Source organism: Mesorhizobium sp. WSM4841 (genome assembly GCF_055811515.1).
In genome coordinates, this window is the sequence record NZ_JBVVQC010000033.1 from 1 (window position 1) to 24,937 (window position 24,937).

Genomic DNA, 24,937 nt, shown 5'->3' on the forward strand with positions numbered 1-24,937 from the left:
CCCGCTCTTTTGGGTACATCCAACGATATACCCGCGAGACATGCTTTCCCGTTATTTCGGACACCTTTTCGATGCCGATCTTGGCGATGATGGACTTGGCCGGATCAAGATGTGTATCGCTCATGGTCGCGATGTTTGCGATTATCGCGATTTTCTGTCAAGCAAAATTTGCGATCTTCGCGATAGGAAAATTTGCGCAGATCGCGAATATCGTGTCATGAGTGACCCGCAGCATGACCTTCGCATCTGGCTACAGCAGGAGCTTGCCAAGCGCCCACATGGGACGAAGAAAAAGCTTGCGGAGTTCGTTGGCGTGCGTCCCGACGCCATTACGAGGTCGGCAAACACCGATCCCAACAAGGAGACACGCGCGATCGATGCGCACGAGATTAAGTTGATGCGAGAGTTCTTTAGCCAGGACGAGCCCGCCACCGAGCCGCCACCGATCCGTGGCGAGGTAGAGATCTTGGCTACGCTGCGGCGCATCGAAGGCCTATCAGAGAAGGACGTCGCCTTTCTTTACGACGTGATCCTGAAGGACATCAGCTTCAACACTGTTTCACAAGAACGTAGCCAAGCTGATGGTCAATCTGCACCCGCCACTCCCCGCCATGAATCAACGCCATCGCGCTAGCGATCGACGCGGCATCCCGCTGGATACGGCTTGCCGGGTCCAGCGGCCAGGCGCTTGACGCCAACAGTTTTTCGATCGCTTCCGCGCCTCGCATCTTGTGACGCGGCAAATACTGAATCATTTTTGCATTCCCACCGAGCGGTCCCCAGAATAGGGAACGATTTCCTTTTGCGGCTGTGCCAACTTCGCTTCGAAGAGCCGCCCGTATGATCACTGATATTGATGACATTGGAGAATGCTTAACGGAATATATCAACCTGTAATATTGTGGTGTGAATAGTGGGGATAGATAGTACCAAATCGATTAGTTTTATTGGCGATCTGGAACCATTTCCGCACAAGCCTCCTTCGGCCATAAAGTGCGCATGTCTCTGCCCGATCCGCCAAGCTTCCATCTCAGACTGTCGCCGGAACTCAAGGCGAAATTGCTGGCCGCCAGGGGCCGTAACAGCTTGAACAGGGAGATCATCGAAAGGCTGGAACGGACGTTCGAGCCAGACCCCGCTCTTCGATTAGCGGAAGCTCTTCGACCGCTGCTTGCCAGTCTGGATTATCTGGATCAAGAAAAATTCGTTGCTTCAACCACGAATGCCATTCAGATTCTGGCAAAGGGATCGGCAAAGTCGCGACGCAAATAACCTTTTGCGATTATCGCGATTTTCGATCTTGACTGTTTTTGCGATTCTCGCGAATATGCCTCACCGCAGTCCAGCGGATGGAGGCGTCCATGATCACCCATCAGCAGCCCGTCGGCTGCCTTTCTACCACCTCGCATGCCCTCGCCAGGTCTATCGTCGAGCGCATGGCCGATCGCGTGCTCGAGCTCAGCATGTACGGCACCGCCGTCACCAAGGACGTGCTGTTCAAGCACACCGATTTCACCCGCGAAGAAATTGACCGCCATGCGCTCGAAGCCTGCGACCTCGCCAGGGCGCGCGCTGTCTGCGGCGCGGGCGTGTTCCAGCCGCTGTCGCCGCGCCAGGAACTGATATCCGAATGCGAAGGCCTAGGCCTCGACGGCAAGGCGCCGCGGGACTGGCGCGAAACCTATTCGGATGCGCAACTGCGGTCGGCCATCGTCTGGCTTGACCAGGCCGGCAGCACCGCCGACCAGCTGATAGCAGCCGCGGCGACAGAGCCCCGGCTTGAGACATGGATTTCGCGCCAGATCCTCGTCGGCCAGAAGCCGTCGCAGATCCTCGCCGCTCTTTCCGGCATGATGAACTTCCGGGCGATCGGCGGTGAAGGGCCGGCCGGCCTCGCCTTCGCCTCGACGCTTGTCTTCGTCTCCACCTTCGCCGTGCTCGGCTGGGCGCTGCCGTCATGAACGCGCTCAGCAAGATCCCACGCCGCTTCGTTCCGGTGGCGCCGCCAAAACTCTCGCGGGTGAGCGTGCCGCCGCACGGCCGGCAGCAGCTGGTCTGCGCGCGCTGGCCGGATTGTCAGTGCGGCGACTGCATCGACATCTTGCCGGCGCGATCGCCGGCCGTTCGTCGGTTCCTCGCCGCCATGCTGGTCGCCGTCGCGCTGATCATCGCCGGCCTAGTTTATGCGGGGCTGCCGTCATGATGACTGTCCTGGTCATCTGGCTTGTCGCCTTGCTGCCGATCTCCATTGGCATCGGCAAGGTCCTTGCCTCACGCAGCAAGATGTATCCAGAGGCCGACGCCCTAGAGCATCGGCCCGTCACGATACCTGACAGACGGGTGCCGGCATGACGACCAACGGAATGCGCCCATGTTTCCTGTCACCCGGTCAGGAACGCGAGTTCGAAATGCTCGTGGGATATGCGCGAGGCGGCATTTCGTCATGCGGCGAAGACCATGCCAGGCTTGCTTTGGAAGGGCTGGTCCCGCTCACGCACGACATCAGCGCGATTGTCCGATGCGCCAAGGCTGATCTGGAGGCGCTGCCATGACGACAGACCCGGAGCTCATCGAGATGCTGCGGAACCATTCGGCCCAGGCGGGCTGGCTCAAATCTGAGCTCGAAAGATCCCGCTACTCGATGGTTGAGGCCCTTGCTGTCTTGAAGCGGGGCCGTAGCAACGAGGCGAAAAGAGCCGCATCCGAGATGGAATTTCAAGTCGCCGGAATCGGTCGCACGTTCGCGCTCATCCAGGCCGCTGACGAGGCAGCAAGAGCGGAGATCGAGGCGGCAAACACGGAGATCGAGGCGCGTGGCGGCATGCTGCGAGCAAAGGCGGAAGGCCATCTATCATGAGCACAACGAAGCAGGAACTGGCACTCGCCGCAGCACACCAGGCCGCCGAGGCGGTGACCGAGTTGCTGCGCTATGCCCGTGAGGGCGAATGGCTGAATTCGGAATTCCATCCCGATGTCGAGCCGCTGGAGAAGCTTTGCGACGCGGCCAAGCTGACGGCCGAGATCCTTTCCGATGAGCCTGATCCGGACGGCGACCGCAATCAGGTCGTTGGCGCGCTCGAAAAGTTCCTGTCGGGATGGGCGTAGTGATGAGCGCGGCCAGCGAACTTCACAATCTCCTTTCCGCTCGCTTCGTCCGCGAAGTGATCGGCCCCGCCGTCAAAAGAGGCGCAACCTACGCCGAGCTGATGGTCCTCTTCGAATCCGTCCAGTTCGGCATGATGGAAATCCTGCATCGCCACTACGAGCTGGCGCCCGCCACCGCTGTCAGTCTGTGCGAGGAGAGCCTGCATAGCGCCATCGAGCGCTTTGCCGGCGCCAGGAACATAGCGGGGCAATGATGGCGACGAATCCACGCGACGAGAAGCTCGTATTCGCCGTCTCCCCTGCCGGGCAAAACTATGGTTCGCAGAAGCGGCCCGCCCCTGCCACCCAGGCAGTGCCGGATATGGTGGAGGCGGCGCAACGCATCTTCGAGGTGATGTGCGGCAGGCCTGTCGATTGGGACAAACATGCGGCTGATACCAGCGAAGACAACCTTTTCCAGAGCGCAGACTGGGAGTGCTGTCTCGCCTACGCAAAAGCCGCGCTCGCCGGTCAAGTCTCTCTCCCCGCAAGCAACGACTCGCAGCCCCCTGCCGGTGCAAAAATCCGGGCGACGCAGGGTAACGCGATGGAGGCCGTACCAGTGACCGGGCAGTCGCCGGTAGGTGCGGCCTCCCCATGCGGACTGGCTGATCCGTCGTATCAAGATTGCCTGAACATGAAGGAAATCGGCGGCGGCATGGAGGGCGAGCGCTACCGCTGCGATGTCTGCGGCAAGGGGTACTTCCTCGATTACGAGGACATGAAGTGAGCCCCACCAACGAAACATCCACAACCTGAATAGGGAGCATCTCCATGGACCGCAATATCGCAGCCTTCACCGCCTGCGCCGGGCACTACCCGCCTTTCATTTCCATAAACGAAGCGGCCGGCGCGATAGAAGTTTCAATCCGATCTGCTGAGAAAGACGGCGATGCCGGCGCATATGCCATGATCAGCCTGTCCAAGGAGCAGTTTAACTCGATTATCGAATCGGTGATCGCGCATTCGCCTGTCGAAAGTAGCAGAGCCTCAGCCGTGGCCGCCCTACTCCTCGCCGCTGGAAAGCTCGGTGGAATGAAGCGTGCCGCCGTGCGCTCAAATATGGTCGGGCACCTTTCCGAGGCTTATCGGGCGGCCGAGTTTGAGCTTCAACACCTCGCCGAGACGGTGAAGCGCGGAGAGGAAGTCCGCGATCATAACGGACTGGTTCACCGGTTTGGCGAGGCTGACGCCGCTGCGTCCGAACTGCTGGCGGCGCTGAAAGCCGTCGTGAGGGTTGCCGACAGGGATACCGATGAATTCGATCTTGCTCGCGCTGCCATAGCCAAGGCGGAGGTCGCGTCGTGAGGGCCGCAGAAGATGACAACTGGACGCCCGAACAGCATGCGGCGGCCATCAGCTATCTAACCGAGGGGCCGGATATGGTGCTGGTGCCGCGCGAGCCGACTGAGGCGATGTTGAACGCGTTCGCAGGGATAAGCAAACAACGCTTGCGATATATCTGGGAAGCCATGGTCGAGGCCGCCGCCAAGGCGGAAGCCGAGGCGCTCCCGAAAGACACATCCCGCTTCAAGAAACTGTCGAACGTTGACGACGCTATTGAAGATCAGCGCTGCGACTATTGCAAGGGGAACGGCTTCCAAGCTCCCAATCTTTGCGAAGACTGTCGCGAAAAGGGCATTAATGAAATTCGTCCCGCTCCGGTGGCCTGGCAATGGCGGGCGCTTGAGAAAGGCGAGCCGCGCACCGATTGGAAAGACCCGGAGATTGGCGACCGTGCGGGATGGGAGGCTCTGGCAAAGCGCAACCCCGAGAAGTACGCCACGGAGCGCCGCGACCTGTATCCCCCGCAAGCCTCTCTGCCGGTTGAGGCGATGGTAGAGGCGGTAGCCTCCGCGCTGGAGACGGCAGAGCTTGGCTACAGCATGGAGCTCATTCGTCTGGTCGACGGCGAATCGACATACCGCCTCGAATATTCGGACGGCGAGACGCTGGAGTTCAGCTCGTCGGATGAAGTTTACCAGCATGTGGCGCAGAAGAAGCGTCTAGCCCAAGCCACAGCTGCTATCGCCGCCGTTCTGTCTCAGCAGGTTCTGGCCAAGCGTGACGCCCTCACCGCCCTTGGCTTGGGAGCGGAACATGGCTGACAAAACCGCCATCGAATGGACCGATGCGACGTGGAATCCCGTCGTCGGCTGCTCCATCCTCTCGCCCGGCTGCACCAACTGCTACGCCATGGGCATGGCCGCCCGCATCGAGGCGATGACGGCGGCGCTCCAAGCCAAGGGCCAGACCGGCGCGCCGCACTATGCCGGCACCACGAAGAAGGTGAAGGGCCACGCCATATGGACCGGCAAGCTGGCCATGGCGCCGGAGCACATCCTGCGGCAGCCGCTGACCTGGCGCAGCACCAAGCGCATCTTCGTCAACTCGATGGGCGACCTGTTCCACGAGGACGTGCCCGACGAATGGATCGACCGCGTCTTCGCCGTCATGGCGCTCAGCCCGCAGCACACCTTCCAGGTGCTGACCAAGCGCGCGAAGCGCATGCGGGAATATGTGAGAAACGCACGTGGACCGAACTCCTTCCCAACGAGAGACTGGCCTCTCCCCAACGTCTGGCTTGGCGTCTCCGCCGAGCGGCGTGCGGAATGGCTGGAACGCACCGCCGAATTGCGCGAGACGCCGGCAGCAGTCCGGTTTGTCAGCGCCGAACCACTGTTAGGTGATCTTGGCGAGATTGATCTTGCAGGTATCCACTGGATCATCGTCGGCGGCGAGAGCGGGCCAAGCGCCCGGCCGATGCACCCCGCCTGGGCGCGTTCGACCCGCGACCAGTGCGCAGCCGCCGGCGTGCCGTTCTTCTTCAAGCAGTGGGGTGCATGGGCACCGCCGAGCACCTTCGCCGAGCCACGGCGGTTCGAGCAAGCGACGGTTTTGCGGGATGGCCGCGTGCGCGAATGGGACGGAGGCTATCCCGCTTCGCGGCTCACCGATCCTGAAATGGCTGTCATGTGGCGCGGCGGCAAGAAGGCCGCCGGTCGGCTGCTCGACGCTGTCGAGCACAACGCCATGCCGCGGACAGAAGGGAAATCATCCTCGAAGCATGGAGAAGTCTGATGGACGCCACAGCAACAGAAACCCCAGCGGTCGAGCCCGACGCCTTCGAATGGGCGATGGTCGAGGTTTTCGGACACCGCAGCCATGCCGGCAAGGCAACTGAGGTCGAGCGCTTCGGCGCCAAGATGCTCCGCATCGATGTGCCAAAGCTCGTGCTCGAGCCCGTCGTCGAGGGCAAGCCGTTCTCCTACTCGGTCGAAAGCTGGGTGACGCATTTCTACGGCGGCAGCTCGATATTTTCATTCACGCTGACCGACGAGGCCAATGTGATGCGGATCAACCGGCCGACGGCGTCGGCCTACCGCTACCTCGCTCCACCCGATCACGACGATGACGCCGACTTCAGCAACGAAAATAGCTGAAGTCACTAACCCCTTGTCCAACTGAGAGAGAAACCACATGAACGCGCTCGCCCCAAATCCCCAGCCCGCCACACCCGAAAACCTAGCCGACTTCATCGTCGCGGAAGTCCACAAGCAGACCAGCGAGACCACACTTCGGGCCCTCGTCGAGAAGAAGATCGGCGAATCCGTCGCCGATGCCGTGAAGCGGTCGATGGAATCGTATGGCGACATTGGCAAGCAGATCCAAATGGCCGTTGCCGCGGCGCTGGATATCGGCGACCGCATTGATGTCCCGGCCTACGGCAACATGGTCATGGCCGTGCTGCGCGCCAAGATGGACGAGGTCCTGCAGCCGCTGGTGACAGAACGTCTCGCCAAGGAGATGAACGAGATCCTGTCGCTGGCACCGAAGGAGCTGAAGCTGACCGACGTCGTCCAGGCGATGATCGACGCCATCGACGTGCACGACCGCTACGGCACCTACGCCACCTGTCTTGTCGAGGAGAGCGAGAGCTCGAGCTTGAAAGGCTACATGCATATTGAGCTCGATCCGGAGTCGGACAAGCGCAAATACAGCTGTGCTATGCGCTTCTCCGTGACCCCGACAGGCGAGATCTACTCGCTCACGATCGACAGCAAGGACGCCAAGAACACGGTCCGAATGGGCTACTTGCCCGCCTATCAGAGGATGGTGTTTGCAGCCTACTGCTGCGGGTCGAAATTCATCGTCGACGAATATGAGCCGTCGACCGGCATCGGCGACTTTTGATGGCCATCGAGAAACACGACGGCCTTCAGCAGATCGTCTGCGAATGCGGCACATCGCAGACCAAGACCTATCAGTCCGACGAATTCGACGTGATGGTGTCCGACGCCCGCCGCGAAGGCTTTGTCATCACCAAGGTCTCCGGAGAGTGGCAGCACACCTGCCAGGATTGCGCGCGGCCTGCCAGAGCCCAGCGGAGGCTGCTGTGATCGAGCTCCCAGAGCTTGCCCTCTCCGTCCGCCAGCCATGGCCATGGGCCATCATCCATGGCGGCAAGGACATCGAAAACCGCGACTGGCCGACGAAGATCAGAGGTCGGGTCTGTCTGCATGCCTCGAAGGGGATGACGCGTGACGAGTACGAGGATTGCCTCGCTACCGTGCACCACATCAGCCTTTCGCATCCTTTCCCGCCCGGCCTGACCCTGCCGGCGTTCGACGACCTCCCCCGTGGCGGCATCGTCGGGACGGTGGAAATTGCCGGCTGCGTAACCGACAGCGCCAGTCCGTGGTTCTTCGGGCGCTACGGCTTCGTCCTGCGCAATCCCGAACTGCTTGCTGATTTCATCCCGGTCAAGGGCGCGCTCGGCTTCTTCAAGTGGCGAGAGCATCTCGCCAGTGCCACGGCCGTCGCCGCACAAAAACAGAGCAGCTTGCTATGACCAAGCCAGTTCGCCTCCGTCTCTCGCGGGCCAAGGGTTTCGACCTTCAACTGCACTCCCGTTCGTTCAATGGCCTTGACGCCGTCAATGTGGCGCGGCCTTCGATCTTCGGTAACCCGTTCAAGGTCAGCGCTAGGCACGATCGCGCCTATGTCGTCCAGCTCTTCAGCCAGATGGCATGCTGCTGGGACTGCCTGATCCCGGATCCGTCGCCGCAGGAACAGGCTAAGGCGCGCCTCGCCATCTTCCGCAACATCGGCACCCTGACAGGCAAGAACCTCGCATGCTGGTGCGCGCTCGACGGCAAGCCCTGCCACGCTGACGTCCTTCTCAACATCGCCAACGATCCAGACCAGGTCAAATCGCGCGTGGCCTTTGCCGCTCGCTATAACGAGGTGAAATGATGGCCCGCACGAAGAAGACTGCCGAAGCGATTGTCGAGACCGCGCCGACGATCATCGCTTACAAAGGCTTCAACCAGGACTTCGCCTGCACGCCGGACGGCAAGCGTTTCCAGTATGAGGTTGGCAAGAGCTACAAGCATGATGGCGACGTCGTCGCCTGCGGCAGCGGCTTCCATGCCTGCGAGCATCCGCTGAATGTCTTTGCCTATTATCCTCCGGCGACCAGCCGCTATGCCGTCGTAGAGTTGGGCGGCAAGACCGCACGCGAGAGAGGTGGCGACACGAAAATCGCCGCCGCCGAAATCACCATCAGGGCGGAGTTCCACTTGCCCGAGCTCGTCGCGGCGGCGGTCAAATATGTCTTCGATCGTGCCAAATGGATCAGCGGCCCGTTTGCAAGCGGCAATGGCGAGGGCGTCAAGGAAACGAAGAACGGGGGCGCTGCCACAGCATCTGGATGGCAGGGCGCTGCCACAGCATCTGGATGGCAGGGCGCTGCCACCGCATCGGGCGACCAGGGCGCTGCCACCGCATCGGGGCGGCGAGGCGCTGCCACCGCATCGGGCGACCAGGGCGCTGCCACAGCATCTGGATGGCAGGGCGCTGCCACAGCATCTGGATGGCAGGGCGCTGCCACCGCATCGGGATACCAGGGCGCCGCCACCGCATCGGGCACGCAGGGCGCTGCCACCGCATCGGGCACGCAGGGCGCCGCCACCGCATCGGGCACGCAGGGCGCTGCCACCGCATCGGGCTACCAAGGCAAGGCGCGCGGCAAGGACGGCTGCGCGCTGTTCCTGGTCGAGCGGTCGACCGATGGCGAAATTCTCAGCGCATGGGCCGGCATCGTCGGCAGGGACGGTATCAAGGCCGACACCTTCTACCGCATGGCCGACGGCAAGCCGGTCGAGGTGGCCTGATGCCATCGCCCATGGGCTCGGATCGCATCACTGGCGAGACAAGGTATCGCAACGGCTGGTTCGGGAAGCTGATTCTGCAGGTCGAAGAGGTCTATGACCAAGGCTATCATGCGAGACCGCAACCAGGCATACCGACAAGCTTCACAGCTACACGGTGGCGCGATGCCCGGCAGGATGATCTCTACTTGATCGGATGGCATGAACGGGCAGCCCGCGCCAAGGCTGAAGGCGCTCCGCCGCCTCCGCCACCTGATCACTTTGCCAGGTTGAATGCCCGATGACCGCTCGCTCTACCAAACGCAAGCCGGTGACGCTGGACGAGATCGAGACCTTTCTCGATCTGGTCGCCATGCGCATGGACAAGCTCGGGCCGCAGCGGGCCGAGCTCTATCTGCCGATCTGGCGCGCCCTTGAGCGCGAACGGGAAAAACGCATTGAGGCCTCGGCAATCCTTGCCGCCGCCAAGGCGCGCCTCACACGATCGATGGATCGAACGGCAGCACTATCTTCATAAGCTCGCGCCGGCGCCAGTCGAGCGAGCCGCCGGACCCGTATTTCGGTCGGTCGACGGTGTGACCCATCAACAGGCGCCGCAACTCGTCGTCGAGGCCGCCCTCCTTCATCCGGTCCTCGAACGAATGGCGGAAGGAGTAGACCGTGTGCGATTTGGTCGGCAGCAAGCTGTTGCTACGCAAGTACTTATTCAGCGTCGCCGAGAGATCATTTTCGCGATTGCGGTAAAGCGGAAAGCCGGCCTTGTGCCGCTGGGCGGCCTCAAGCGCAACGCCGACCAGCGGCACAAGGCGGCGCGACGATTCCGTCTTGATCTCGCGTGGGTTGTCCGGATCCTCGCGCGGCTCGATCGACAGATGCGGCACCTTGTTCGACAGCCTGATGGCGTGCGGCTCGAGGTTGCAGATCTCGCTCGGCCGCGCGCCGGTTTCTATCAGAATCAACAGGATGCCCCTCGCCTCTTCGTTCAGCGTGGCAAGGTTGCCGGGCTTCATAACGGTGTCGCGGATCCAGTCGGTCGGGATCGGCGGGCGCGATCGCTTTTTCTTAAGCGAGAAGCCGAGCCCTTCGAACGGATTGATCCGGCGGGCGTCACCCATGTGCTTGAAGTATGCTTCATAGAGAACCCGCATGTTGCCGAGATCGCGGTTTCCAGACGATGCGCCGGCGGTGGCCTTGCCTTCCTTCGGCGCGATGCGTGCCAGCCAATGCCGATAGATTTTCTTGGCATCGTCGATGGTGATCTCTTCCATCGGCTTGTCCTCGACGAGCTTGATGAAGTTGCTGATCGCCCGCTTCTTGACCTTTTTCCACTGGTCCTTCTGCACCTGGCTTTTGTTCACCAGTTCGTCCGCAACGATCTCGTCGCAATAGAGTTCGAAGGCTTTCGACACTGTCATCTTCGGCACTTCGATGGCGCCGAGCAGCGGCTCCATGATCTGGTCCTGCTGGCCGGTCGCCAGCACGTGCCGCAGCCTGTCGACCAGGTCGTCAAAGGCTTCAGGCTGCTCAAAATAGCCGGCGCCATGAAAGGTGAAGTCGAGCGCCTCGACGCGCTTGACCGCGGCCTCGTAGCGCCGCCGGGCTGGATCGGTGACACCCTTGGTGATCAGCGACGCCCACAGCGCGTCGTCAGCCGCCTCGAGCAGGTCGCGCTTGCGCCTGGCGAGCCCGCGATCGTCGGTCTTCAGCGAGGTGCGGACATGCGGCGCGCGCTCGTCGAGATGCGCGATCGTGACCGGCACCCGGCGCTTGTAGTGGAAGTTGCCTTGCCGCTTGGTAAGGTATCTGTCGGGATCGGTTCGGGTTCGATTTCGACCCATGTACGCACCTACAAAAAAGCCTGTCGGGGCTTGGTATGTGGCGCGATTAGTGGCACAAAACTGTTGAATTTTGCAAGTCCGGATTTATCGAACTTGATTTTAGTGAACGATTACAAGGCGGTAAGGCAGGATTTCGGGAAAAGTAATGGTGCGGTCGAGAAGACTCGAACTTCCACGGGTTGCCCCACAGCGACCTCAACGCTGCGCGTCTACCAATTCCGCCACGACCGCACGTGGTAGGAGCCGGAACGAACCGGCTCGCGGCGTGTAGCAAATCGTTTCCGGCGAAACAAGGGCGCGTCGCGCAATAATTGCCCGGGATTCGGCATAACCCTCCAAAGGTTGGAACGCGCTCGGAACTGGACGTTTCAACCGATTGCCGCCATATGAAGGGCGACACGAGATACACCATGACAGAACGCAGCCAGATCGCCACGTCGTTCCTGCCCCTGCCCGGTTCGGCGCCGGTCGAATGGCGAATCGAACCCGGCCTCACCGCCTATCCGGATGCGCTTGCCGTGATGGAGGCGCGTGCCGAAGCGATCCGAAGCGGCGCCGCCGGCGAGATGGTCTGGCTGGTCGAGCACCCGCCGCTCTACACCGCCGGCACCAGCGCCCGCATCGAGGATCTGATCGAGCCGGACCGTTTCCCGGTGTTCGCGGCCGGGCGCGGCGGCGAATACACCTATCATGGGCCAGGCCAGCGGGTCGCTTATGTGATGCTCGACCTGAAGCGGCGGCGCGAGGACGTCCGCGCCTTCGTCGCCGCACTTGAACAATGGATCATCGGCACGCTCGCCGCCTTCAACGTGCGTGGCGAACGGCGCGAGGATCGCGTCGGCGTCTGGGTGGTGCGGCCGGATCGCCCGCCCCTGGCCGACGGATCGCTCGCCGAGGACAAGATCGCCGCCATCGGCATCAGGCTGAGGCGCTGGGTGAGCTTTCACGGTATCGCCATCAATGTCGAGCCGGATCTCGCCCACTTCAGCGGCATCGTGCCGTGCGGCGTACAGGATCACGGCATCACCAGTCTCGTCGATCTCGGTCTTCCCATAACGATGGCCGATCTCGACCTCGCGCTAAAATCCGCCTTCGAGGATGTCTTCGGACCCGCGGCACCTTTGCTTGTCGAGTTGGCCCGCAAGATCGGCTGACAAAGCGGCGCTGAACCACCGAGCTCCGACGCCGCCCTCACCCCGTGAAGAACGGGGCGCGCTGCGTCACATCGCTCCGATCCAGATCGCCATGGAAATGAGAAACGTGCTCATGCACACCAGTGACACGACATCCTGAACAAGACCGGTCATAACTCTCTCCTGTTTTCAGTATGTTCGTATTTTGTTCTGATTTTGTTCGAATGTCAACGACCGCAATCAGAGCGTGTCGCGAAATTCGGGCGCTCAGTTCGGCAGGGTTAAGGAAAGGTTGAGAGGCGGATCTCCGCCGTTTCCGCGCTGGCTGCGTGCGGGAAAACGCGGCCGCTGGTGATCAGCCCGTTAGGTGTGTCGAGAGTCAGGTCAGGCCGCGCCGGAGTCGAAGACGGGCGCGAAGCGACCAGAATGGTGGCTTCCGAGAACCGGAGCGGAGCGTACTTAAGTACGTGAGCACCGGAAGCGCAGGAAACCGACGTTCGCAGGCCGGCATCACCTGAATATCGATACACCCTAAAGCGGAACAACCTTGCCGTCGGCCAGCGTGACTCGACGGTCCATGCGCGAGGCAAGCTCGTGATTGTGGGTGGCGATCAGCGCCGCCAGCCCCGATTGCCGGACCAGCGCTCCCAATGCCTCGAACACATAGGAGGCGGTGACCGGGTCGAGGTTGCCGGTCGGCTCGTCGGCAAGCAGCACCAGCGGCGCATTGGCGACGGCGCGGGCGATGGCGACGCGCTGCTGCTCGCCGCCGGACAGTTCGGACGGCCGGTGCTGCGCCCGCTTGCCGATCTGCATGTAGTCGAGCAGTTGCGCCGAACGCTCGGCAGCCTCCTTGCGCGTCAGCCCTTTTATCAGCTGCGGCATCATGATGTTTTCCAGCGCCGTGAACTCCGGCAGCAGGTGATGGAACTGATAGACGAAGCCGACATCGTTGCGGCGGATCGCCGTGCGCTCGTCGTCGGAAAGCCGCCCGCAGGCGCGGCCTGCCAGAATCACGTCGCCGGCGTCGGGCCGCTCCAGCAGTCCGGCGGTGTGCAACAGCGTCGATTTGCCGGTACCCGAAGGCGCCACCAGCGCCACGATCTCGCCGCGCTTCAGCGAAAAATCGGCACCGTTGAGGATGGTCAGCTTGCGCGGCCCCTGGACATAGTGCCGCTCGACGCTCTTCAGCTCGATAATGGCCTCGGCCATCATTCGTACCTCAGCGCTTCGACCGGATCGAGCCTGGCCGCGCGCCATGCCGGAAACAGCGTCGCCAGGAACGACAGCACCAGAGCCATCAGGATCACCGAGATCGTCTCGCTGGCGTCCATGCGGGCAGGCAGCTGGCTCAGGAAATAGAGCTCGGGATTGAACAGCCTCTCGCCGGCCAGCCAGGAGAAGAACTGGCGGATTCGCTCGACGTTCAGGCAGATTACAACGCCCAGCAGCACCCCGGCGATGGTGCCCACCACGCCGATCGCCGCGCCCGTCATCAGGAAGATACGCAGGATCGCGCCGCGCGTGGCGCCCATGGTGCGCAGGATGGCGATGTCGTGGCCCTTGTCCTTCACCAGCATGATCAGGCCCGAGATGATGTTGAGCGCCGCCACCAGCACGATCAGCGTCAGGATCATGAACATGACATTGCGCTCCACTTGCAGCGCATCGAAGAAAGTCCTGTTGCGTTCTCGCCAGTCGACCATGGTGATCGGCCGCTGCGACGCCTCCTCGACCTTCGGCTTCAGCGCATCGACATTGTCGGGATTGTCGACATAAATCTCGATCGCCTGAGCCCGGCCATCCATGTTGAAATAGAGCTGCGCTTCCGAAAACGGCATGTAGACGATGGAGCTGTCATATTCTGACATGCCGACCTCGAAGATCGCCGTGACCGGATAGCCTTTCATGCGCGGTGTCGTGCCGAGCGGCGTCACATCGCCGTCGGGCGCGATAAGCGTGATGGTGTCGCCGAGCACAAGACCGAGATTGTCGGCCATGCGGCTGCCGATGGCGACGCCCTCGCCTGTGTCGAACCCGGCGATCGAGCCCTGCTTGATATTGCTGGCGACGATTGAAATCTTGCCCAGATCTTCGCCGCGTATGCCGCGCACCAGCGCCCCTGATCCGCCGCCGATATTGCCTTGCGCCAGGACCTGCCCGTCGATCAGCGGAATGGCGTATTGGACGCCGGGCACGCCGTTGATGCGGCCGGCAACCTGCGCATAGTCCTCCAGCGGCAAGTCGAGCGGCTGCACGATCAGATGGCCGTTGACGCCGAGGATGCGCGTCAGGAGCTCGGCGCGAAACCCGTTCATGACAGCCATCACGACGATCAGCGTGGCGACGCCCAGCATGATGCCGAGGAAGGAGATCGATGCGATGACGGAGATCACCGTCTCCTTGCGGCGCGAGCGCAGATAGCGCCATGCGACCATGCGTTCGAAAACGGAAAAAGCTCCGGCGGCCGGGGGTTTCGCTGCGGCTTCGCTCATCCGGCAAAACCGAAGCGTTTCTTCATGTCCACGATCGGCAGCGTCTCACGCTCGCCGGTCCTGCGATTCTTGATCTCGACCTCGCCGGCCGCCACGCCGCGTGGCCCGACGATCACCTGCCACGGCAGGCCGATCAGGTCGGCGGTGGCGAACTTGCCGCCCGGCCGCTGGTCGGTGTCGTCGTAGAGCACGTCCTTGCCGACGGCGACAAACGCCGCATGGAGTTCGTCGCAGACGCGGTCGCAGTCGGCGTCGCCGGCCTTCATGTTGATCAGGCCGATGTCGAAAGGCGCCACCGCCTCCGGCCAGATGATGCCATTGTCGTCATGGCTGGCCTCGATGATCGCCGCGACCAGCCGCGTCGGACCGATGCCGTAGGACCCCCCGGAGGCAAAATGATCCTTGCCGTCGGGCCCGGTCACCTTGGCACCCATCGGCTTCGAATATTTGTCGCCGAAATGGAAGATGTGGCCGACCTCGATGCCGCGCGCCGAGACCCGGTCGCTTGTCGCAACCTTCTCCCACGCCGCCTCGTCGTGCATCTCATCGGTCGCGGCATAGGGCGTCGTCCATGTCTTGACGATATCGCCGATCGCGGCATCGTTGGAGAAGTCCGTGTCCGCCCCCGGCACATCAAGCGCGAGATAGTCGCGATGGCAATAGACCTGGCTCTCGCCGGTGTCGGCCAGGATGATGAATTCGTGGCTGAGGTCGCCGCCGATCGGCCCGGTGTCGGCACGCATCGGGATTGCCTGCAGCCCCATGCGCGTGAACGTCCTGAGATAGGACACGAACATCCTGTTATAGGCCGCCTTGGCGCCTTCGAAATCGAGATCGAAGGAATAGGCGTCCTTCATCAGGAACTCGCGCGAACGCATGACGCCGAAGCGCGGCCGCACCTCGTCGCGGAATTTCCACTGGATGTGATAGAGATTGAGCGGCAGATCCTTATAGGACTTCACATAGGCGCGGAAAATCTCGGTGACCATCTCCTCGTTGGTCGGTCCATAGAGCATGTCCCGGTCTTGCCGGTCCTTGATGCGCAGCATCTCCTTGCCGTAGTCGTCATAGCGGCCGCTTTCGCGCCACAGCTCGGCGGACTGGATGGTCGGCATCAGGATCTCGAGCGCGCCGGCCCGGTCCTGCTCCTCGCGAACGATGCGGCAGACCTTGTCCAGCACCCTTTTTCCGAGCGGCAGCCAGGAAAAACTGCCTTGCCCCTGCTGGCGGATCATGCCGGCGCGCAGCATCAGCCGGTGCGAGACGATTTCGGCCTCGCGCGGATTTTCTTTGAGGATAGGCAGGAAATAGCGCGACAAACGCATGGACTGGTCCGTGAGAGAGAGGATTGCCGCACCGGAATCGGCGCAGCGCAGGCTTGCTTGCCCCGGCTTCATAGCCATTTCATGACGGAATGGAAACCCGCCCCTCGGGACGCCGCAAAGGGTCCGCAGTGCCGCATCCGCCTTGCTGGTCGTTTCGCAAGCAACGCCTGCCATACTATTGTGCACTGCAGCACGAGATTGCTTATTTCCGGGCAAAATTCTGCGTGACATTTTCACCCGCCTTGGTCTAATGTGCCCCGATAACCGAGAGGGCGGAAAGAAATCTGCCCTCCTACGCGGTCAAAGTCTTGGGAGGATGCGATCTAGGCGCGGTTACTCGCTGCCGCCGGACACCGGAAACAGATCGGACGCGTTTAAATTGCAAGGCCTCGTGCCTTGCATTTTTTTTGTGCAATCACTTGGTTAGCACGACAACTTGCTAAACCACTTTACCTAGCGCCAGCACAGCGGGTTCGGAACCTGCATCGGCTTCCAGCCCGGATTGGTGCTCACATGCAGGATGTGGCCAGCCGTGCCCGGCGGTCTAATTTTCGGGGCTCTGGCTGAAATCCGGCACGATGTGCAGGATGTCGTCGATGCCGAGGCCGAGCCCCCTCGTAATGCCATAGAAGATGCCAAGAAGAACCATCGTGACAATCGTCGTCCGCAGCACGGCGCGCAGCATATGGGGTCCGCGCGGCGCGCTGGGTACCGTGCCCAGCGTCACGTCCTCATCCTCGTCCTGCGTCCTCAGACTGAACGGCAGGATGGCGAACAGCACTACCCACCATGTGATGAAGAACAGGGCGAGAAACGAAACCCAGCTCATGCTTGCTCCAGTTCGACCAGCGTGCCGAAGAAATCCTTGGGATGCAGGAACAGCACCGGCTTGCCATGCGCGCCGATCTTCGGGTCGGCGTCGCCAAGGACGCGGGCGCCGCTGGCCTTGAGGTGATCACGCGCGGCAAGAATGTCGTCGACCTCGTAGCAGACATGATGCATGCCGCCCGAGGGGTTCTTCTCAAGGAATGCCGCGATCGGCGAATCCTCGCCGAGCGGCTCCAGCAATTCGATCTTGGTGTTGCCGACATCGACGAACACCACCGTCACGCCATGCTCCGGCAGCGCCTGCGGCGCGCTCACCCGAGCGCCGAGCGTATCGCGATAGGCCGCTGTCGCCGCGGCCAGATCCGGCACGGCAAGCGCGACATGGTTCAGGCGTCCGAGCATAGGTTTTCCTCAGGGCAGTAAGGCAATAGGGCAGTATGGGAGTAGGGAAAAACTCCTTTCTCCCCCTACTGCCGTACTGCCCTACTCCCCTATTCCCTTACCTTGTGACGAACACCGTCACCAGCGGCTTCTTGCCCCAGGCTTCATTGGCGGCGCCGCGGACGGCGCGGCGCACTGCCTCCTGCACGAGGTCGAGATCTCTTCGGCGCTGACGGGGGATGGAGTCCACGGCGCCGATTGCCGCATCGATCATCAGGTCTTCCAGGCTCTCGCCGCGGGCATCGGCCTCGGCGACGCCGATGGCGACCAGATCGGGATCGCCGGCGAGCTCATACCTGTCGTCGAGCACGACATTGACCGCGACATGGCCGGCAAAGGACAGCTTGCGCCGGTCGCGAATGCCCATCGCCTGGTCGGTGCCGATCAGCCTGCCGTCCTTGTAGATGCGGCCGAACGGCACCTGGTCGATGATCGTCGCCGTACCGGGATAGAGCCGCAGCATGTCGCCGTCGCGGACCTGCGCCACCTGGCCGATGCCGGACACCGACATCAGCGACCCCTGCGCCACCAGATGCGCCGCCTCGCCATGCACCGGCACGCCGATCTGCGGGCGCACCCATTGATACATCTTGCGCAATTCGCTGCGACGCGGATGTCCGGAGACATGCACCAGCGCATCGTCGTCCTCGATGATCTTGATGCCGAGATCGATCAGCCGGTTCTTGATCTCGAGAATCCCCTTCTCGTTGCCGGGGATGGTGCGCGAGGAAAACACCACCGTGTCCCCTGCCGTCAGCGACACCGATTTCATCTCGTCGCGCGACAGTTTTGCCAAGGCCGCAAGCGGCTCGCCCTGGCTGCCGGTGCAGATGATGACGAGGTTTTCGCGCGGGATGAAGCCAAAGTCCTCCTCGGCGATGAATTCGGGCAGCCCGTCCATATAGCCGAGCTCGCCGGCAACATCGATGACGCGCTTCAGCGAGCGGCCGAGCACCAGGCACTGGCGGCCGGCATCGCGTGCCGCCTTGGCAATGGAGACGATACGCCCGACATTGGAGGAAAAAGTGGTGACCGCGACCCGGCCCTTGGCGCTCTGGATGACGCCCTTGAGGCCCTCGCCCACCGCCACTTCCGATGGCGACTCCCCTTCCCGCAGCGCATTTGTGGAATCGCAGATCAGCGCCAGCACGCCGTTGTCGCCATAGGCGCGGAAGCGGGCCTCGTCGGTCATCGGCCCGATCGTCGGCGCCGGATCGATCTTCCAGTCGCCGGTATGGATGACGGTGCCGGCCGGCGAGGTGATCGCCAGCGACATCGGTTCGGGGATCGAATGCGCGACCGGGATGGCCTCGATCTCGAACGGGCCGATGCTGAATTTTTCGCCGGCGCGGTAGATCGTCACCGGGATTTTCGGTGCACCTTGCACGCCCTGCCGCTTGGCTTCCAGCAATCCAGCGCCGAACGGCGTCATCCAGACCGGCGCCTTGAGCTTCGGCCATGTGTCGAGCAGCGCGCCGTAATGGTCCTCATGCGCGTGCGTGATGACGATGCCGCGCAGATTGGCGATGTTCTCCTCGATGAAGCGCGTGTCTGGCAGCACCAGGTCGACGCCGGGCAGGCTGGCATCGGGAAAGGTGACACCGACATCGACGACGATCCATTCGCGCGCATTGGCCGGGCCGTAGCCATAGAGGGCGAAGTTCATGCCGATCTCGCCGACGCCGCCGAGCGGCACGAAGACGAGTTCGGCGTTTTCCGCTGTCGCCATGATCTTTCCTTTCCTGGCCGGTCAAGCCAAGCCCTTCCAAACGGGGCCCGTCAAAACCGGTCCGTCTAATCTGGGCCCGTCAAACCTGGGCCGACGCGACCGCACCGAAATGCACGTCGCCGGCGGCGATCGTCAGAACCGAACCCTCATCGTCGCGGATCACGAAACGGCAGTCCTCGTCAATGGTCTCGAACGTGCCGCGCACCACATTACCGTCAATTCTGACAGCAACCTGCCCGCCAAGCCCTGCCGCGCGCGCCAGCCAGCGCCGCCTGACGGCGGAAAGCCCGCGCCCATCATTCCACAGCCGCGCATTCTCGCTCCAGGCATCCGACAGCGCCAGAAACAACGTCTCGGCATCGCAAGCAGCGCCCAGCGCGCTGAGCGATGTCGCCGGATAAGGCAAATCTTTGGGATAAGCCACAACATTGACACCGATGCCCACAGCCACCGCGAAGCGATCGCCTTCGAGTATCGCCGATTCCAGAAGGATGCCGGCAAGCTTGGCGCCGGAGGCGAGCACATCGTTTGGCCATTTCAGCTCGAAACGGTTTCTTCCATCGCTGCCGCCGTCGAGGCCGATTGCGATCCGGCCTTTCGGCACGACGGCGTCGAGCGCATCGGCCAGCGCCAGGCCGGCGACGAAGCCGAGCGTCGCGGCCAAACGAAGTTCGGCATTGGTGACCACCAGCAGTGTCGCCGCCAGATTGCCCTCGGGCGTCGCCCAGACCCGGCCTCGCCGGCCACGCCCGCTTTCCTGTTTTTTTGAAACGACCCAGAGCTTGCCCGGATCCCCCGCCCGCGCATGGTCCAGCGCCAGCGCATTGGTGGAGCCGACCGTGTCATGTGCCTCGAGCCGGAATCCTTCCGAGGCCGCTGTTGGAGCCAGCCGAAATGCCATCCCGTCAGAAAAATGTCTTGGCGGCGGCTTCGGCATAGGTGCCGATCGGCCCGCCGATCAGCACATAGAACAGCACGAAGGCGCCGCAGACGCCGAGCACGACGCGAAGCTCGGTCGCCATCGGCACGAAGCCGCCGACCGGTTCATCGAACCACATGATCTTGATGATGCGCAGATAATAATAGGCGCCCACCACCGAGGCCAGCACGCCGATGATCGCCAGCGCGTAGAGGTTGGCGTTGATGGCGGCGAGGAACACGTACCACTTCCCCCAGAAGCCGGCCAGCGGCGGGATGCCGGCCAGCGAGAACATCAGGATGGTGAGGATCGTCGCCATGATCGGATTGGTCGACGACAGGCCGGCGAGATCGCTGATCTGCTCGACATTGCCTTCCTTGCGCCGCATGGCGAGGATGAAGGCGAAGGTGCCGAGCGTCATCACCAGATAGATCAGCATGTAGATAGCGACGCCGCGCACGCCGGCCTGGCTGTTGGCGGCGAGGCCGACCAGCGCGTAGCCCATATGGCCGATGGAGGAATAGGCCATCAGCCGCTTGATATTGGTCTGACCGATGGCCGCGAAGGCGCCGAGCACCATCGACGCGATCGAGATGAAGACGATGATCTGCTGCCAGTCGGCGGCGATCGGCTTGAACGCGCCCATGGTGACGCGCACGATCAGCGCCATCGCCGCCATCTTCGGCGCCGCGGCGAGAAAGGCCGTCACCGGCGTCGGCGCGCCTTCATAGACGTCGGGCGTCCACATGTGGAACGGCACCGCCGATATCTTGAAGGCGAGACCGGCCAGCACGAAGACCAGGCCGAAGACGAGGCCAAGCTGTCGCTCGCCGCCGCCCAGCGCCGTGGCGATTTCCTGGAACCCGGTGTTGCCGGTGTAGCCGTAGACGAGACTGATGCCGTAAAGCAGCATGCCCGACGACAGCGCGCCGAGGACAAAGTATTTCAAACCCGCCTCGGTCGAACGCAGATTGTCCCGGTTGATCGCCGCCAGCACGTAGATCGCCAGCGACTGCAATTCGAGGCCGAGATAAAGCCCGATCATGCCGTTGGCCGAGATCATCAGCATCATGCCGAGCGTGCACAGCAGGATCAGCACCGGATATTCGAACTTGTCGAAATGCTCCGCCTTGGCGAAGCGCATCGACATAACCAGCGTCACCGCCGACCCGATCAGCGCCAGCACCTTCATGAAACGGGCGAAGGGATCCTGGACGAAGGCTTCGCCGTAAGCGTTGCCCTGCCCGGTGGAAACGATCGTCCAGACGCCGGCAACCACCAGGAAGGCGACGGCAAGGCCGCTCACCGTGGTGGTGGTGTTGGCGCGCGAATAGGCGCCGAGCATCAGCAGCGCCAAGGCGCCGACGGCGAGGATCAGCTCTGGTGTCGACAGCGACAGGCTGGAGAGAAGGTCCGGCGTCATGGTTCGCAAAACCTCTCAGTCAGTTAGCCGCCGCGGTCTGCGCGGTGTCGATGGATGCGGTGACATTGGTGACGAGCGCCTTGACCGATTCGGCCGTCGCGTCGAAGACCGGCGCCGGGTAGACGCCGAAGAAGATGACCAGCGCGGCCAGCGGGTAGATGATCACCTTCTCGCGCGCCGACAGGTCGAGCAGGCCTTTCAGGCTGTCCTTGGTCAGCGCGCCGAAGATCACCCGGCGATAGAGCCAGAGCGCATAGGCGGCCGACAGGATGACGCCGGTGGCGGCGAAGAACGCCACCCAGGTGTTGACCCGGAACACGCCGAGCATGGTCAGGAACTCGCCGACGAAGCCGCTGGTGCCGGGCAGGCCGACATTGGCCATGGTGAAGATCATGAACACGGTGGCGTATTTCGGCATGTTGTTGACCAGCCCGCCATAGGCGTCGATGTCGCGCGTGTGCAAGCGGTCGTAGATGACGCCGACGCAGAGGAATAGCGCGCCGGAGACGAGGCCGTGCGACAGCATCTGGAAGATCGCCCCCTGGACGCCTTCCTGGTTCATCGCGAAGATGCCCATGGTGACGAAGCCCATATGGGCGACCGACGAATAGGCGATCAGCTTTTTCATGTCCTCCTGCATCAGCGCCACCAGCGAGGTGTAGATGATGGCGACCACGGACAGCGCGAAGACCAGCGGCGCGAACATCTCCGAGGCGATCGGAAACATCGGCAGCGAAAAGCGCAGGAAGCCGTATCCGCCCATCTTGAGCAGGATGGCGGCCAGGATCACCGACCCGGCCGTCGGCGCCTCGACATGCGCGTCCGGCAGCCAAGTGTGCACAGGCCACATCGGCATCTTCACGGCAAAGGAGGCAAAGAAGGCGAGCCATAGCCAGGTCTGCATGGTGGCCGGGAAGTTGTGCGTCAGAAGCGTCGGAATGTCGGTGGTGCCGGACTGGAAGAACATCGCCATGATGGCGAGCAGCATCAGCACCGAGCCGGCCAGCGTGTAGAGGAAGAACTTGAACGAGGCATAGACGCGCCGCTTGCCGCCCCACACGCCGATGATGATGAACATCGGGATCAGGCCGGCTTCGAAGAAGACATAGAACAAAACGATGTCGAGCGCGCAGAACACGCCGATCATCAGCGTCTCCAGCAGCAGGAAGGCGATCATGTAGGCCTTGACGCGTTGCTCGATCGATTCCCACGAAGCCAGGATGCAGAGCGGCATCAGGAAGGTGGTCAGGATGACGAACAGCATGGAGATGCCGTCGACGCCCATATGGTAGGAGATGCCGGAATCCAGCCAGGCAAACTTCTCGACGAACTGGAAGCCAGGCTCCGAATTGTCGAAGCCGGTCCAGATGAACAGCGAGATGATGAAGGTGATGCTCGTCGTCCACAACGCGATGGCGCGGATGTTGCGGCGGGCATTTTCGCTGTCGTCACGCACGAACAGGATGAGCAGCACACCAACCAGCGGCAGGAAGGTGACCAGCGAGAGGATCTTCATCAGAGCATCATCCAGGTGACGAGTGCGGCAACGCCGATCAGCATGGCGAAGGCATAGTGATAGAGGTAGCCGGTCTGCAGCTTGACGACCCGGTTGGTGACGTCGACGACGCGCGCCGAAACGCCGTCCGGACCAAGTCCGTCGATGACGGTGCCGTCACCGGTCTTCCACAGGAAGTGGCCGAGGCGTTTTGCCGGCCGCACGAACAGGAGGTCGTAGAGTTCGTCGAAATACCACTTGTTGAGCAGGAAGGCGTAGAGCCCGCGATGCTGCGCCGCCAAATTCTTCGGCATTTCCGGCGCGCGGATGTAGAATTGCCAGGCAATCGCAAAGCCGATCAGCATGGCGATGAACGGCGCCAGCTTCACCCATAACGGCACTTCGTGGATGTCGTGCAGAATATGGTTTTCCGGCAGCGTGAACAGCGACGCCTTCCAGAACTCGGCATAGCCCTCGCCGATGAAGGCGCCATGGAAGATCAGGCCGGCGAACAGCGAGCCCGCCGCCAGGATGAACAGCGGCACCAGCATGACCGGCGGCGATTCATGGACATGGTGCATCACCTCGTGGCTCGCCCGCGGCTGGCCGTGGAAGGTCATGAAGATCAGCCGCCAGGAATAGAAGCTGGTGAAGCAGGCGGCGACGACCAGCAGCACGAAGGCAAGGCCGGCAACCGGATTATGCGCGGCAAAGGCGCTTTCGATGATCGCATCCTTGGAGAAGAAGCCGGCGGTGCCGATGACCGTCACCGGAATGCCGACACCGGTCAGCGCCAGCGTGCCGATCACCATCATCCAGTAGGTCTTCGGAATGAGCGTCCGAAGGCCCCCCATCTTGCGCATGTCCTGTTCGTCGGAGACGGCGTGGATCACCGAGCCCGAGCCGAGGAACAGCAGCGCCTTGAAGAAGGCATGCGTAAACAGATGGAAGATCGCCGCCCCATAGGCGCCGACGCCGAGCGCCACGAACATGTAGCCGAGCTGCGAGCAGGTCGAATAGGCGATGACGCGCTTGATGTCGTTCTGGACGAGGCCGACGGTCGCCGCGAAGAAGGCGGTGAAGGCGCCGATGAAGGTGACCACGATCAGCGCTGAATGCGACAGTTCGAACAGCGGCGACAGCCGCGCCAGCATGAACACGCCGGCCGTCACCATGGTGGCGGCATGGATGAGCGCCGAGACCGGCGTCGGGCCTTCCATGGCGTCCGGCAGCCAGGTGTGCAGCGGCACCTGGGCCGACTTGCCCATGGCGCCCATGAACAAAAGCAGGCAGACAACGGTCATCGCAGCCTGCTTGTCGAGCGCATAGCCGAGGAAGGTCAATACGGCAGCGCCCTCTGGGGCACCTTCGGCCGGAACGAACGTCGCCGCATTGGCAAAGATGGTGCCGAGATTGACCGAGCCGAACAGCACGAACACACCGAAGATGCCGAGCGCGAAGCCGAAATCGCCGACGCGGTTGACCACGAAGGCCTTGATCGCGGCGGCATTGGCCGATGGCTTCTTGTACCAGAAGCCGATCAAGAGATAGGAGGCGAGGCCGACGCCTTCCCAGCCGAAGTACATCTGCACGAGGTTGTCGGCCGTCACCAGCATCAGCATGGCGAAGGTGAACAGCGACAGATAGGCGAAGAAGCGCGGCCGGTTCGGGTCGTGATGCATATAGCCGATCGAGTAAATATGGACCAGCGCCGAGACCGTGTTGACGACAACCAGCATCACCGCGGTCAGCGTGTCGATCCTGAGCGCCCATGCGGCCTCTAACCCGCCCGACTGGATCCAGCGCAGCACCGGCACAGTGAACACCTCGCCCTCGCCGAAACCGACGGCGAAGAGGGCGACCCACGACAGCACGGCTGATATCACCAGCAAGCCGGAGGTGATGTATTCGGACGCCTTGGCGCCGAGCGACGTGCCGAACAGGCCGACGATCAGGAAGCCGAGCAGAGGAAGGAAGACGATGGCCTGATACAT

At 62.3% G+C, this 24,937-nt stretch carries 30 protein-coding genes, 1 tRNA gene and 1 pseudogene; 20 read left to right on the forward strand and 12 right to left on the reverse strand.

The genetic code is table 11. The features are described 5' to 3' along the window. The 19 genes and pseudogenes from AC0L14_RS28210 to AC0L14_RS28300 all read left to right on the forward strand — a co-directional run. Window positions 1-634: pseudogene (locus AC0L14_RS28210) on the forward strand (hypothetical protein); the annotation flags it as partial. A 365-nt stretch (window positions 635-999) separates the two neighbouring features. Continuing rightward, a complete protein-coding gene (locus AC0L14_RS28215; protein ID WP_473751444.1) occupies window positions 1,000-1,272 on the forward strand; it encodes a hypothetical protein in 273 nt (90 codons plus the stop codon). Window positions 1,273-1,361: 89 nt separating this feature from the next. Continuing rightward, window positions 1,362-1,961 carry a hypothetical protein gene (locus AC0L14_RS28220; RefSeq protein WP_473751445.1) on the forward strand — a complete coding sequence of 200 codons (600 nt, stop codon included), beginning with the start codon at window positions 1,362-1,364 and terminating at the stop codon, window positions 1,959-1,961. Then, window positions 1,958-2,203, forward strand: coding sequence for a hypothetical protein (locus AC0L14_RS28225; RefSeq protein ID WP_473751446.1), 246 nt, complete (start codon window positions 1,958-1,960; stop codon window positions 2,201-2,203). The genes AC0L14_RS28220 and AC0L14_RS28225 overlap by 4 nt, the downstream gene beginning before the upstream one ends. After that, window positions 2,200-2,352 (forward strand): hypothetical protein, encoded by a 153-nt coding sequence (locus AC0L14_RS28230; RefSeq protein ID WP_473751447.1) that lies wholly within the window; start codon window positions 2,200-2,202, stop codon window positions 2,350-2,352. The genes AC0L14_RS28225 and AC0L14_RS28230 overlap by 4 nt, the downstream gene beginning before the upstream one ends. Window positions 2,353-2,548: 196 nt before the next feature. Continuing rightward, on the forward strand, window positions 2,549-2,857 hold the full coding sequence (locus AC0L14_RS28235) for a hypothetical protein (RefSeq protein ID WP_473751448.1): 309 nt from the start codon (window positions 2,549-2,551) through the stop codon (window positions 2,855-2,857). Then, window positions 2,854-3,105 carry a hypothetical protein gene (locus AC0L14_RS28240; RefSeq protein ID WP_473751449.1) on the forward strand — a complete coding sequence of 84 codons (252 nt, stop codon included), beginning with the start codon at window positions 2,854-2,856 and terminating at the stop codon, window positions 3,103-3,105. The genes AC0L14_RS28235 and AC0L14_RS28240 overlap by 4 nt, the downstream gene beginning before the upstream one ends. 2 nt (window positions 3,106-3,107) lie before the next feature. Then, window positions 3,108-3,359, forward strand: a complete 252-nt coding sequence (locus AC0L14_RS28245) for a hypothetical protein (protein WP_473751450.1) — start codon at window positions 3,108-3,110, stop codon at window positions 3,357-3,359. Next, window positions 3,356-3,874, forward strand: a complete 519-nt coding sequence (locus AC0L14_RS28250) for a hypothetical protein (RefSeq protein ID WP_473751452.1) — start codon at window positions 3,356-3,358, stop codon at window positions 3,872-3,874. The genes AC0L14_RS28245 and AC0L14_RS28250 overlap by 4 nt, the downstream gene beginning before the upstream one ends. Window positions 3,875-3,918: 44 nt before the next feature. Further along, window positions 3,919-4,452 carry a hypothetical protein gene (locus AC0L14_RS28255; RefSeq protein ID WP_473751453.1) on the forward strand — a complete coding sequence of 178 codons (534 nt, stop codon included), beginning with the start codon at window positions 3,919-3,921 and terminating at the stop codon, window positions 4,450-4,452. Further along, a complete protein-coding gene (locus tag AC0L14_RS28260) occupies window positions 4,449-5,252 on the forward strand; it encodes a hypothetical protein (protein ID WP_473751454.1) in 804 nt (267 codons plus the stop codon). The genes AC0L14_RS28255 and AC0L14_RS28260 overlap by 4 nt, the downstream gene beginning before the upstream one ends. Further along, window positions 5,245-6,225 (forward strand): phage Gp37/Gp68 family protein, encoded by a 981-nt coding sequence (locus AC0L14_RS28265; RefSeq protein WP_473751455.1) that lies wholly within the window; start codon window positions 5,245-5,247, stop codon window positions 6,223-6,225. Before AC0L14_RS28260 ends, AC0L14_RS28265 begins: the two co-directional genes overlap by 8 nt. After that, window positions 6,225-6,587, forward strand: a complete 363-nt coding sequence (locus AC0L14_RS28270) for a hypothetical protein (protein WP_473751456.1) — start codon at window positions 6,225-6,227, stop codon at window positions 6,585-6,587. The genes AC0L14_RS28265 and AC0L14_RS28270 overlap by 1 nt, the downstream gene beginning before the upstream one ends. A 37-nt stretch (window positions 6,588-6,624) precedes the next feature. Then, the gene (locus tag AC0L14_RS28275) at window positions 6,625-7,338 is read left to right on the forward strand and encodes a hypothetical protein (protein WP_473751457.1); all 714 of its coding nucleotides are present in this window, start codon (window positions 6,625-6,627) and stop codon (window positions 7,336-7,338) included. Next, window positions 7,338-7,544 (forward strand): hypothetical protein, encoded by a 207-nt coding sequence (locus tag AC0L14_RS28280; RefSeq protein WP_473751458.1) that lies wholly within the window; start codon window positions 7,338-7,340, stop codon window positions 7,542-7,544. Before AC0L14_RS28275 ends, AC0L14_RS28280 begins: the two co-directional genes overlap by 1 nt. Beyond that, on the forward strand, window positions 7,541-7,996 hold the full coding sequence (locus tag AC0L14_RS28285; protein ID WP_473751459.1) for an ASCH domain-containing protein: 456 nt from the start codon (window positions 7,541-7,543) through the stop codon (window positions 7,994-7,996). The genes AC0L14_RS28280 and AC0L14_RS28285 overlap by 4 nt, the downstream gene beginning before the upstream one ends. Then, on the forward strand, window positions 7,993-8,400 hold the full coding sequence (locus AC0L14_RS28290; RefSeq protein ID WP_473751460.1) for a DUF4326 domain-containing protein: 408 nt from the start codon (window positions 7,993-7,995) through the stop codon (window positions 8,398-8,400). Before AC0L14_RS28285 ends, AC0L14_RS28290 begins: the two co-directional genes overlap by 4 nt. Next, window positions 8,397-9,320, forward strand: coding sequence for a DUF7666 domain-containing protein (locus AC0L14_RS28295; RefSeq protein ID WP_473751461.1), 924 nt, complete (start codon window positions 8,397-8,399; stop codon window positions 9,318-9,320). The genes AC0L14_RS28290 and AC0L14_RS28295 overlap by 4 nt, the downstream gene beginning before the upstream one ends. A 277-nt stretch (window positions 9,321-9,597) precedes the next feature. Beyond that, the gene (locus AC0L14_RS28300; protein ID WP_287158985.1) at window positions 9,598-9,834 is read left to right on the forward strand and encodes a hypothetical protein; all 237 of its coding nucleotides are present in this window, start codon (window positions 9,598-9,600) and stop codon (window positions 9,832-9,834) included. On the opposite strand, the gene AC0L14_RS28305 is transcribed toward AC0L14_RS28300, so the two are convergent. Together AC0L14_RS28305 and AC0L14_RS28310 are read right to left on the reverse strand one after the other, a co-directional pair. Next, window positions 9,794-11,155: a DUF6538 domain-containing protein gene (locus AC0L14_RS28305; protein WP_473751463.1), complete on the reverse strand. Its 1,362-nt coding sequence runs from the start codon at window positions 11,153-11,155 to the stop codon at window positions 9,794-9,796. The genes AC0L14_RS28300 and AC0L14_RS28305 overlap by 41 nt on opposite strands. A gap of 146 nt (window positions 11,156-11,301) precedes the next feature. Continuing rightward, a tRNA-Leu gene (locus AC0L14_RS28310) sits at window positions 11,302-11,386 on the reverse strand. Between the two features lie 179 nt (window positions 11,387-11,565). Here AC0L14_RS28310 and lipB point away from each other — a divergent pair. Beyond that, a complete protein-coding gene (lipB, locus tag AC0L14_RS28315) occupies window positions 11,566-12,309 on the forward strand; it encodes a lipoyl(octanoyl) transferase LipB (RefSeq protein WP_473485358.1) in 744 nt (247 codons plus the stop codon). A gap of 510 nt (window positions 12,310-12,819) precedes the next feature. On the opposite strand, the gene AC0L14_RS28320 is transcribed toward lipB, so the two are convergent. From AC0L14_RS28320 to nuoL, 10 genes are all read right to left on the reverse strand, one after another. Further along, window positions 12,820-13,503, reverse strand: coding sequence for an ABC transporter ATP-binding protein (locus AC0L14_RS28320; RefSeq protein WP_174654574.1), 684 nt, complete (start codon window positions 13,501-13,503; stop codon window positions 12,820-12,822). Continuing rightward, complete coding sequence (locus AC0L14_RS28325; RefSeq protein ID WP_473751464.1) at window positions 13,500-14,783, reverse strand: lipoprotein-releasing ABC transporter permease subunit; 1,284 nt, start codon at window positions 14,781-14,783, stop codon at window positions 13,500-13,502. Before AC0L14_RS28325 ends, AC0L14_RS28320 begins: the two co-directional genes overlap by 4 nt. After that, on the reverse strand, window positions 14,780-16,108 hold the full coding sequence (proS, locus tag AC0L14_RS28330) for a proline--tRNA ligase (protein WP_123152087.1): 1,329 nt from the start codon (window positions 16,106-16,108) through the stop codon (window positions 14,780-14,782). The genes AC0L14_RS28325 and proS overlap by 4 nt, the downstream gene beginning before the upstream one ends. Before the next feature lie 544 nt (window positions 16,109-16,652). Beyond that, entirely contained in the window at window positions 16,653-16,937 is a 285-nt protein-coding gene (locus AC0L14_RS28335) for a DUF1467 family protein (RefSeq protein ID WP_473751466.1), read from the reverse strand. Continuing rightward, window positions 16,934-17,338 (reverse strand): methylmalonyl-CoA epimerase, encoded by a 405-nt coding sequence (gene mce, locus AC0L14_RS28340; protein ID WP_095494636.1) that lies wholly within the window; start codon window positions 17,336-17,338, stop codon window positions 16,934-16,936. The genes AC0L14_RS28335 and mce overlap by 4 nt, the downstream gene beginning before the upstream one ends. A gap of 97 nt (window positions 17,339-17,435) precedes the next feature. Beyond that, window positions 17,436-19,106 (reverse strand): ribonuclease J, encoded by a 1,671-nt coding sequence (locus AC0L14_RS28345; RefSeq protein ID WP_473751467.1) that lies wholly within the window; start codon window positions 19,104-19,106, stop codon window positions 17,436-17,438. Between the two features lie 79 nt (window positions 19,107-19,185). Beyond that, the gene (locus AC0L14_RS28350) at window positions 19,186-20,007 is read right to left on the reverse strand and encodes a biotin--[acetyl-CoA-carboxylase] ligase (protein ID WP_473751468.1); all 822 of its coding nucleotides are present in this window, start codon (window positions 20,005-20,007) and stop codon (window positions 19,186-19,188) included. Window positions 20,008-20,011: 4 nt separating this feature from the next. Further along, on the reverse strand, window positions 20,012-21,448 hold the full coding sequence (gene nuoN, locus AC0L14_RS28355; protein WP_095494639.1) for an NADH-quinone oxidoreductase subunit NuoN: 1,437 nt from the start codon (window positions 21,446-21,448) through the stop codon (window positions 20,012-20,014). A gap of 19 nt (window positions 21,449-21,467) precedes the next feature. Next, window positions 21,468-22,964 carry an NADH-quinone oxidoreductase subunit M gene (locus tag AC0L14_RS28360; RefSeq protein WP_473485355.1) on the reverse strand — a complete coding sequence of 499 codons (1,497 nt, stop codon included), beginning with the start codon at window positions 22,962-22,964 and terminating at the stop codon, window positions 21,468-21,470. After that, window positions 22,964-24,937, reverse strand: coding sequence for an NADH-quinone oxidoreductase subunit L (gene nuoL, locus AC0L14_RS28365; RefSeq protein WP_473751469.1), 1,974 nt, complete (start codon window positions 24,935-24,937; stop codon window positions 22,964-22,966). Before nuoL ends, AC0L14_RS28360 begins: the two co-directional genes overlap by 1 nt.

What these genes read in the sequence shown, in the direction of transcription:
- AC0L14_RS28215 (WP_473751444.1), top strand. Translation starts at nt 1,000, where the DNA reads ATGTCTCTGCCCGATCCGCCAAGCTTCCATCTCAGACTGTCGCCGGAA.
- AC0L14_RS28220 (WP_473751445.1), top strand. Translation starts at nt 1,362, where the DNA reads ATGATCACCCATCAGCAGCCCGTCGGCTGCCTTTCTACCACCTCGCAT.
- AC0L14_RS28225 (WP_473751446.1), top strand. Translation starts at nt 1,958, where the DNA reads ATGAACGCGCTCAGCAAGATCCCACGCCGCTTCGTTCCGGTGGCGCCG.
- AC0L14_RS28230 (WP_473751447.1), top strand. Translation starts at nt 2,200, where the DNA reads ATGATGACTGTCCTGGTCATCTGGCTTGTCGCCTTGCTGCCGATCTCC.
- AC0L14_RS28235 (WP_473751448.1), top strand. Translation starts at nt 2,549, where the DNA reads ATGACGACAGACCCGGAGCTCATCGAGATGCTGCGGAACCATTCGGCC.
- AC0L14_RS28240 (WP_473751449.1), top strand. Translation starts at nt 2,854, where the DNA reads ATGAGCACAACGAAGCAGGAACTGGCACTCGCCGCAGCACACCAGGCC.
- AC0L14_RS28245 (WP_473751450.1), top strand. Translation starts at nt 3,108, where the DNA reads ATGAGCGCGGCCAGCGAACTTCACAATCTCCTTTCCGCTCGCTTCGTC.
- AC0L14_RS28250 (WP_473751452.1), top strand. Translation starts at nt 3,356, where the DNA reads ATGATGGCGACGAATCCACGCGACGAGAAGCTCGTATTCGCCGTCTCC.
- AC0L14_RS28255 (WP_473751453.1), top strand. Translation starts at nt 3,919, where the DNA reads ATGGACCGCAATATCGCAGCCTTCACCGCCTGCGCCGGGCACTACCCG.
- AC0L14_RS28265 (WP_473751455.1), top strand. Translation starts at nt 5,245, where the DNA reads ATGGCTGACAAAACCGCCATCGAATGGACCGATGCGACGTGGAATCCC.
- AC0L14_RS28270 (WP_473751456.1), top strand. Translation starts at nt 6,225, where the DNA reads ATGGACGCCACAGCAACAGAAACCCCAGCGGTCGAGCCCGACGCCTTC.
- AC0L14_RS28275 (WP_473751457.1), top strand. Translation starts at nt 6,625, where the DNA reads ATGAACGCGCTCGCCCCAAATCCCCAGCCCGCCACACCCGAAAACCTA.
- AC0L14_RS28280 (WP_473751458.1), top strand. Translation starts at nt 7,338, where the DNA reads ATGGCCATCGAGAAACACGACGGCCTTCAGCAGATCGTCTGCGAATGC.
- AC0L14_RS28290 (WP_473751460.1), top strand. Translation starts at nt 7,993, where the DNA reads ATGACCAAGCCAGTTCGCCTCCGTCTCTCGCGGGCCAAGGGTTTCGAC.
- AC0L14_RS28295 (WP_473751461.1), top strand. Translation starts at nt 8,397, where the DNA reads ATGATGGCCCGCACGAAGAAGACTGCCGAAGCGATTGTCGAGACCGCG.
- AC0L14_RS28300 (WP_287158985.1), top strand. Translation starts at nt 9,598, where the DNA reads ATGACCGCTCGCTCTACCAAACGCAAGCCGGTGACGCTGGACGAGATC.
- AC0L14_RS28305 (WP_473751463.1), bottom strand. Translation starts at nt 11,155, where the DNA reads ATGGGTCGAAATCGAACCCGAACCGATCCCGACAGATACCTTACCAAG.
- lipB (WP_473485358.1), top strand. Translation starts at nt 11,566, where the DNA reads ATGACAGAACGCAGCCAGATCGCCACGTCGTTCCTGCCCCTGCCCGGT.
- AC0L14_RS28320 (WP_174654574.1), bottom strand. Translation starts at nt 13,503, where the DNA reads ATGATGGCCGAGGCCATTATCGAGCTGAAGAGCGTCGAGCGGCACTAT.
- AC0L14_RS28325 (WP_473751464.1), bottom strand. Translation starts at nt 14,783, where the DNA reads ATGAGCGAAGCCGCAGCGAAACCCCCGGCCGCCGGAGCTTTTTCCGTT.
- proS (WP_123152087.1), bottom strand. Translation starts at nt 16,108, where the DNA reads ATGCGTTTGTCGCGCTATTTCCTGCCTATCCTCAAAGAAAATCCGCGC.
- AC0L14_RS28335 (WP_473751466.1), bottom strand. Translation starts at nt 16,937, where the DNA reads ATGAGCTGGGTTTCGTTTCTCGCCCTGTTCTTCATCACATGGTGGGTA.
- mce (WP_095494636.1), bottom strand. Translation starts at nt 17,338, where the DNA reads ATGCTCGGACGCCTGAACCATGTCGCGCTTGCCGTGCCGGATCTGGCC.
- AC0L14_RS28345 (WP_473751467.1), bottom strand. Translation starts at nt 19,106, where the DNA reads ATGGCGACAGCGGAAAACGCCGAACTCGTCTTCGTGCCGCTCGGCGGC.
- AC0L14_RS28350 (WP_473751468.1), bottom strand. Translation starts at nt 20,007, where the DNA reads ATGGCATTTCGGCTGGCTCCAACAGCGGCCTCGGAAGGATTCCGGCTC.
- nuoN (WP_095494639.1), bottom strand. Translation starts at nt 21,448, where the DNA reads ATGACGCCGGACCTTCTCTCCAGCCTGTCGCTGTCGACACCAGAGCTG.
- AC0L14_RS28360 (WP_473485355.1), bottom strand. Translation starts at nt 22,964, where the DNA reads ATGAAGATCCTCTCGCTGGTCACCTTCCTGCCGCTGGTTGGTGTGCTG.
- nuoL (WP_473751469.1), bottom strand. Translation starts at nt 24,937, where the DNA reads ATGTATCAGGCCATCGTCTTCCTTCCTCTGCTCGGCTTCCTGATCGTC.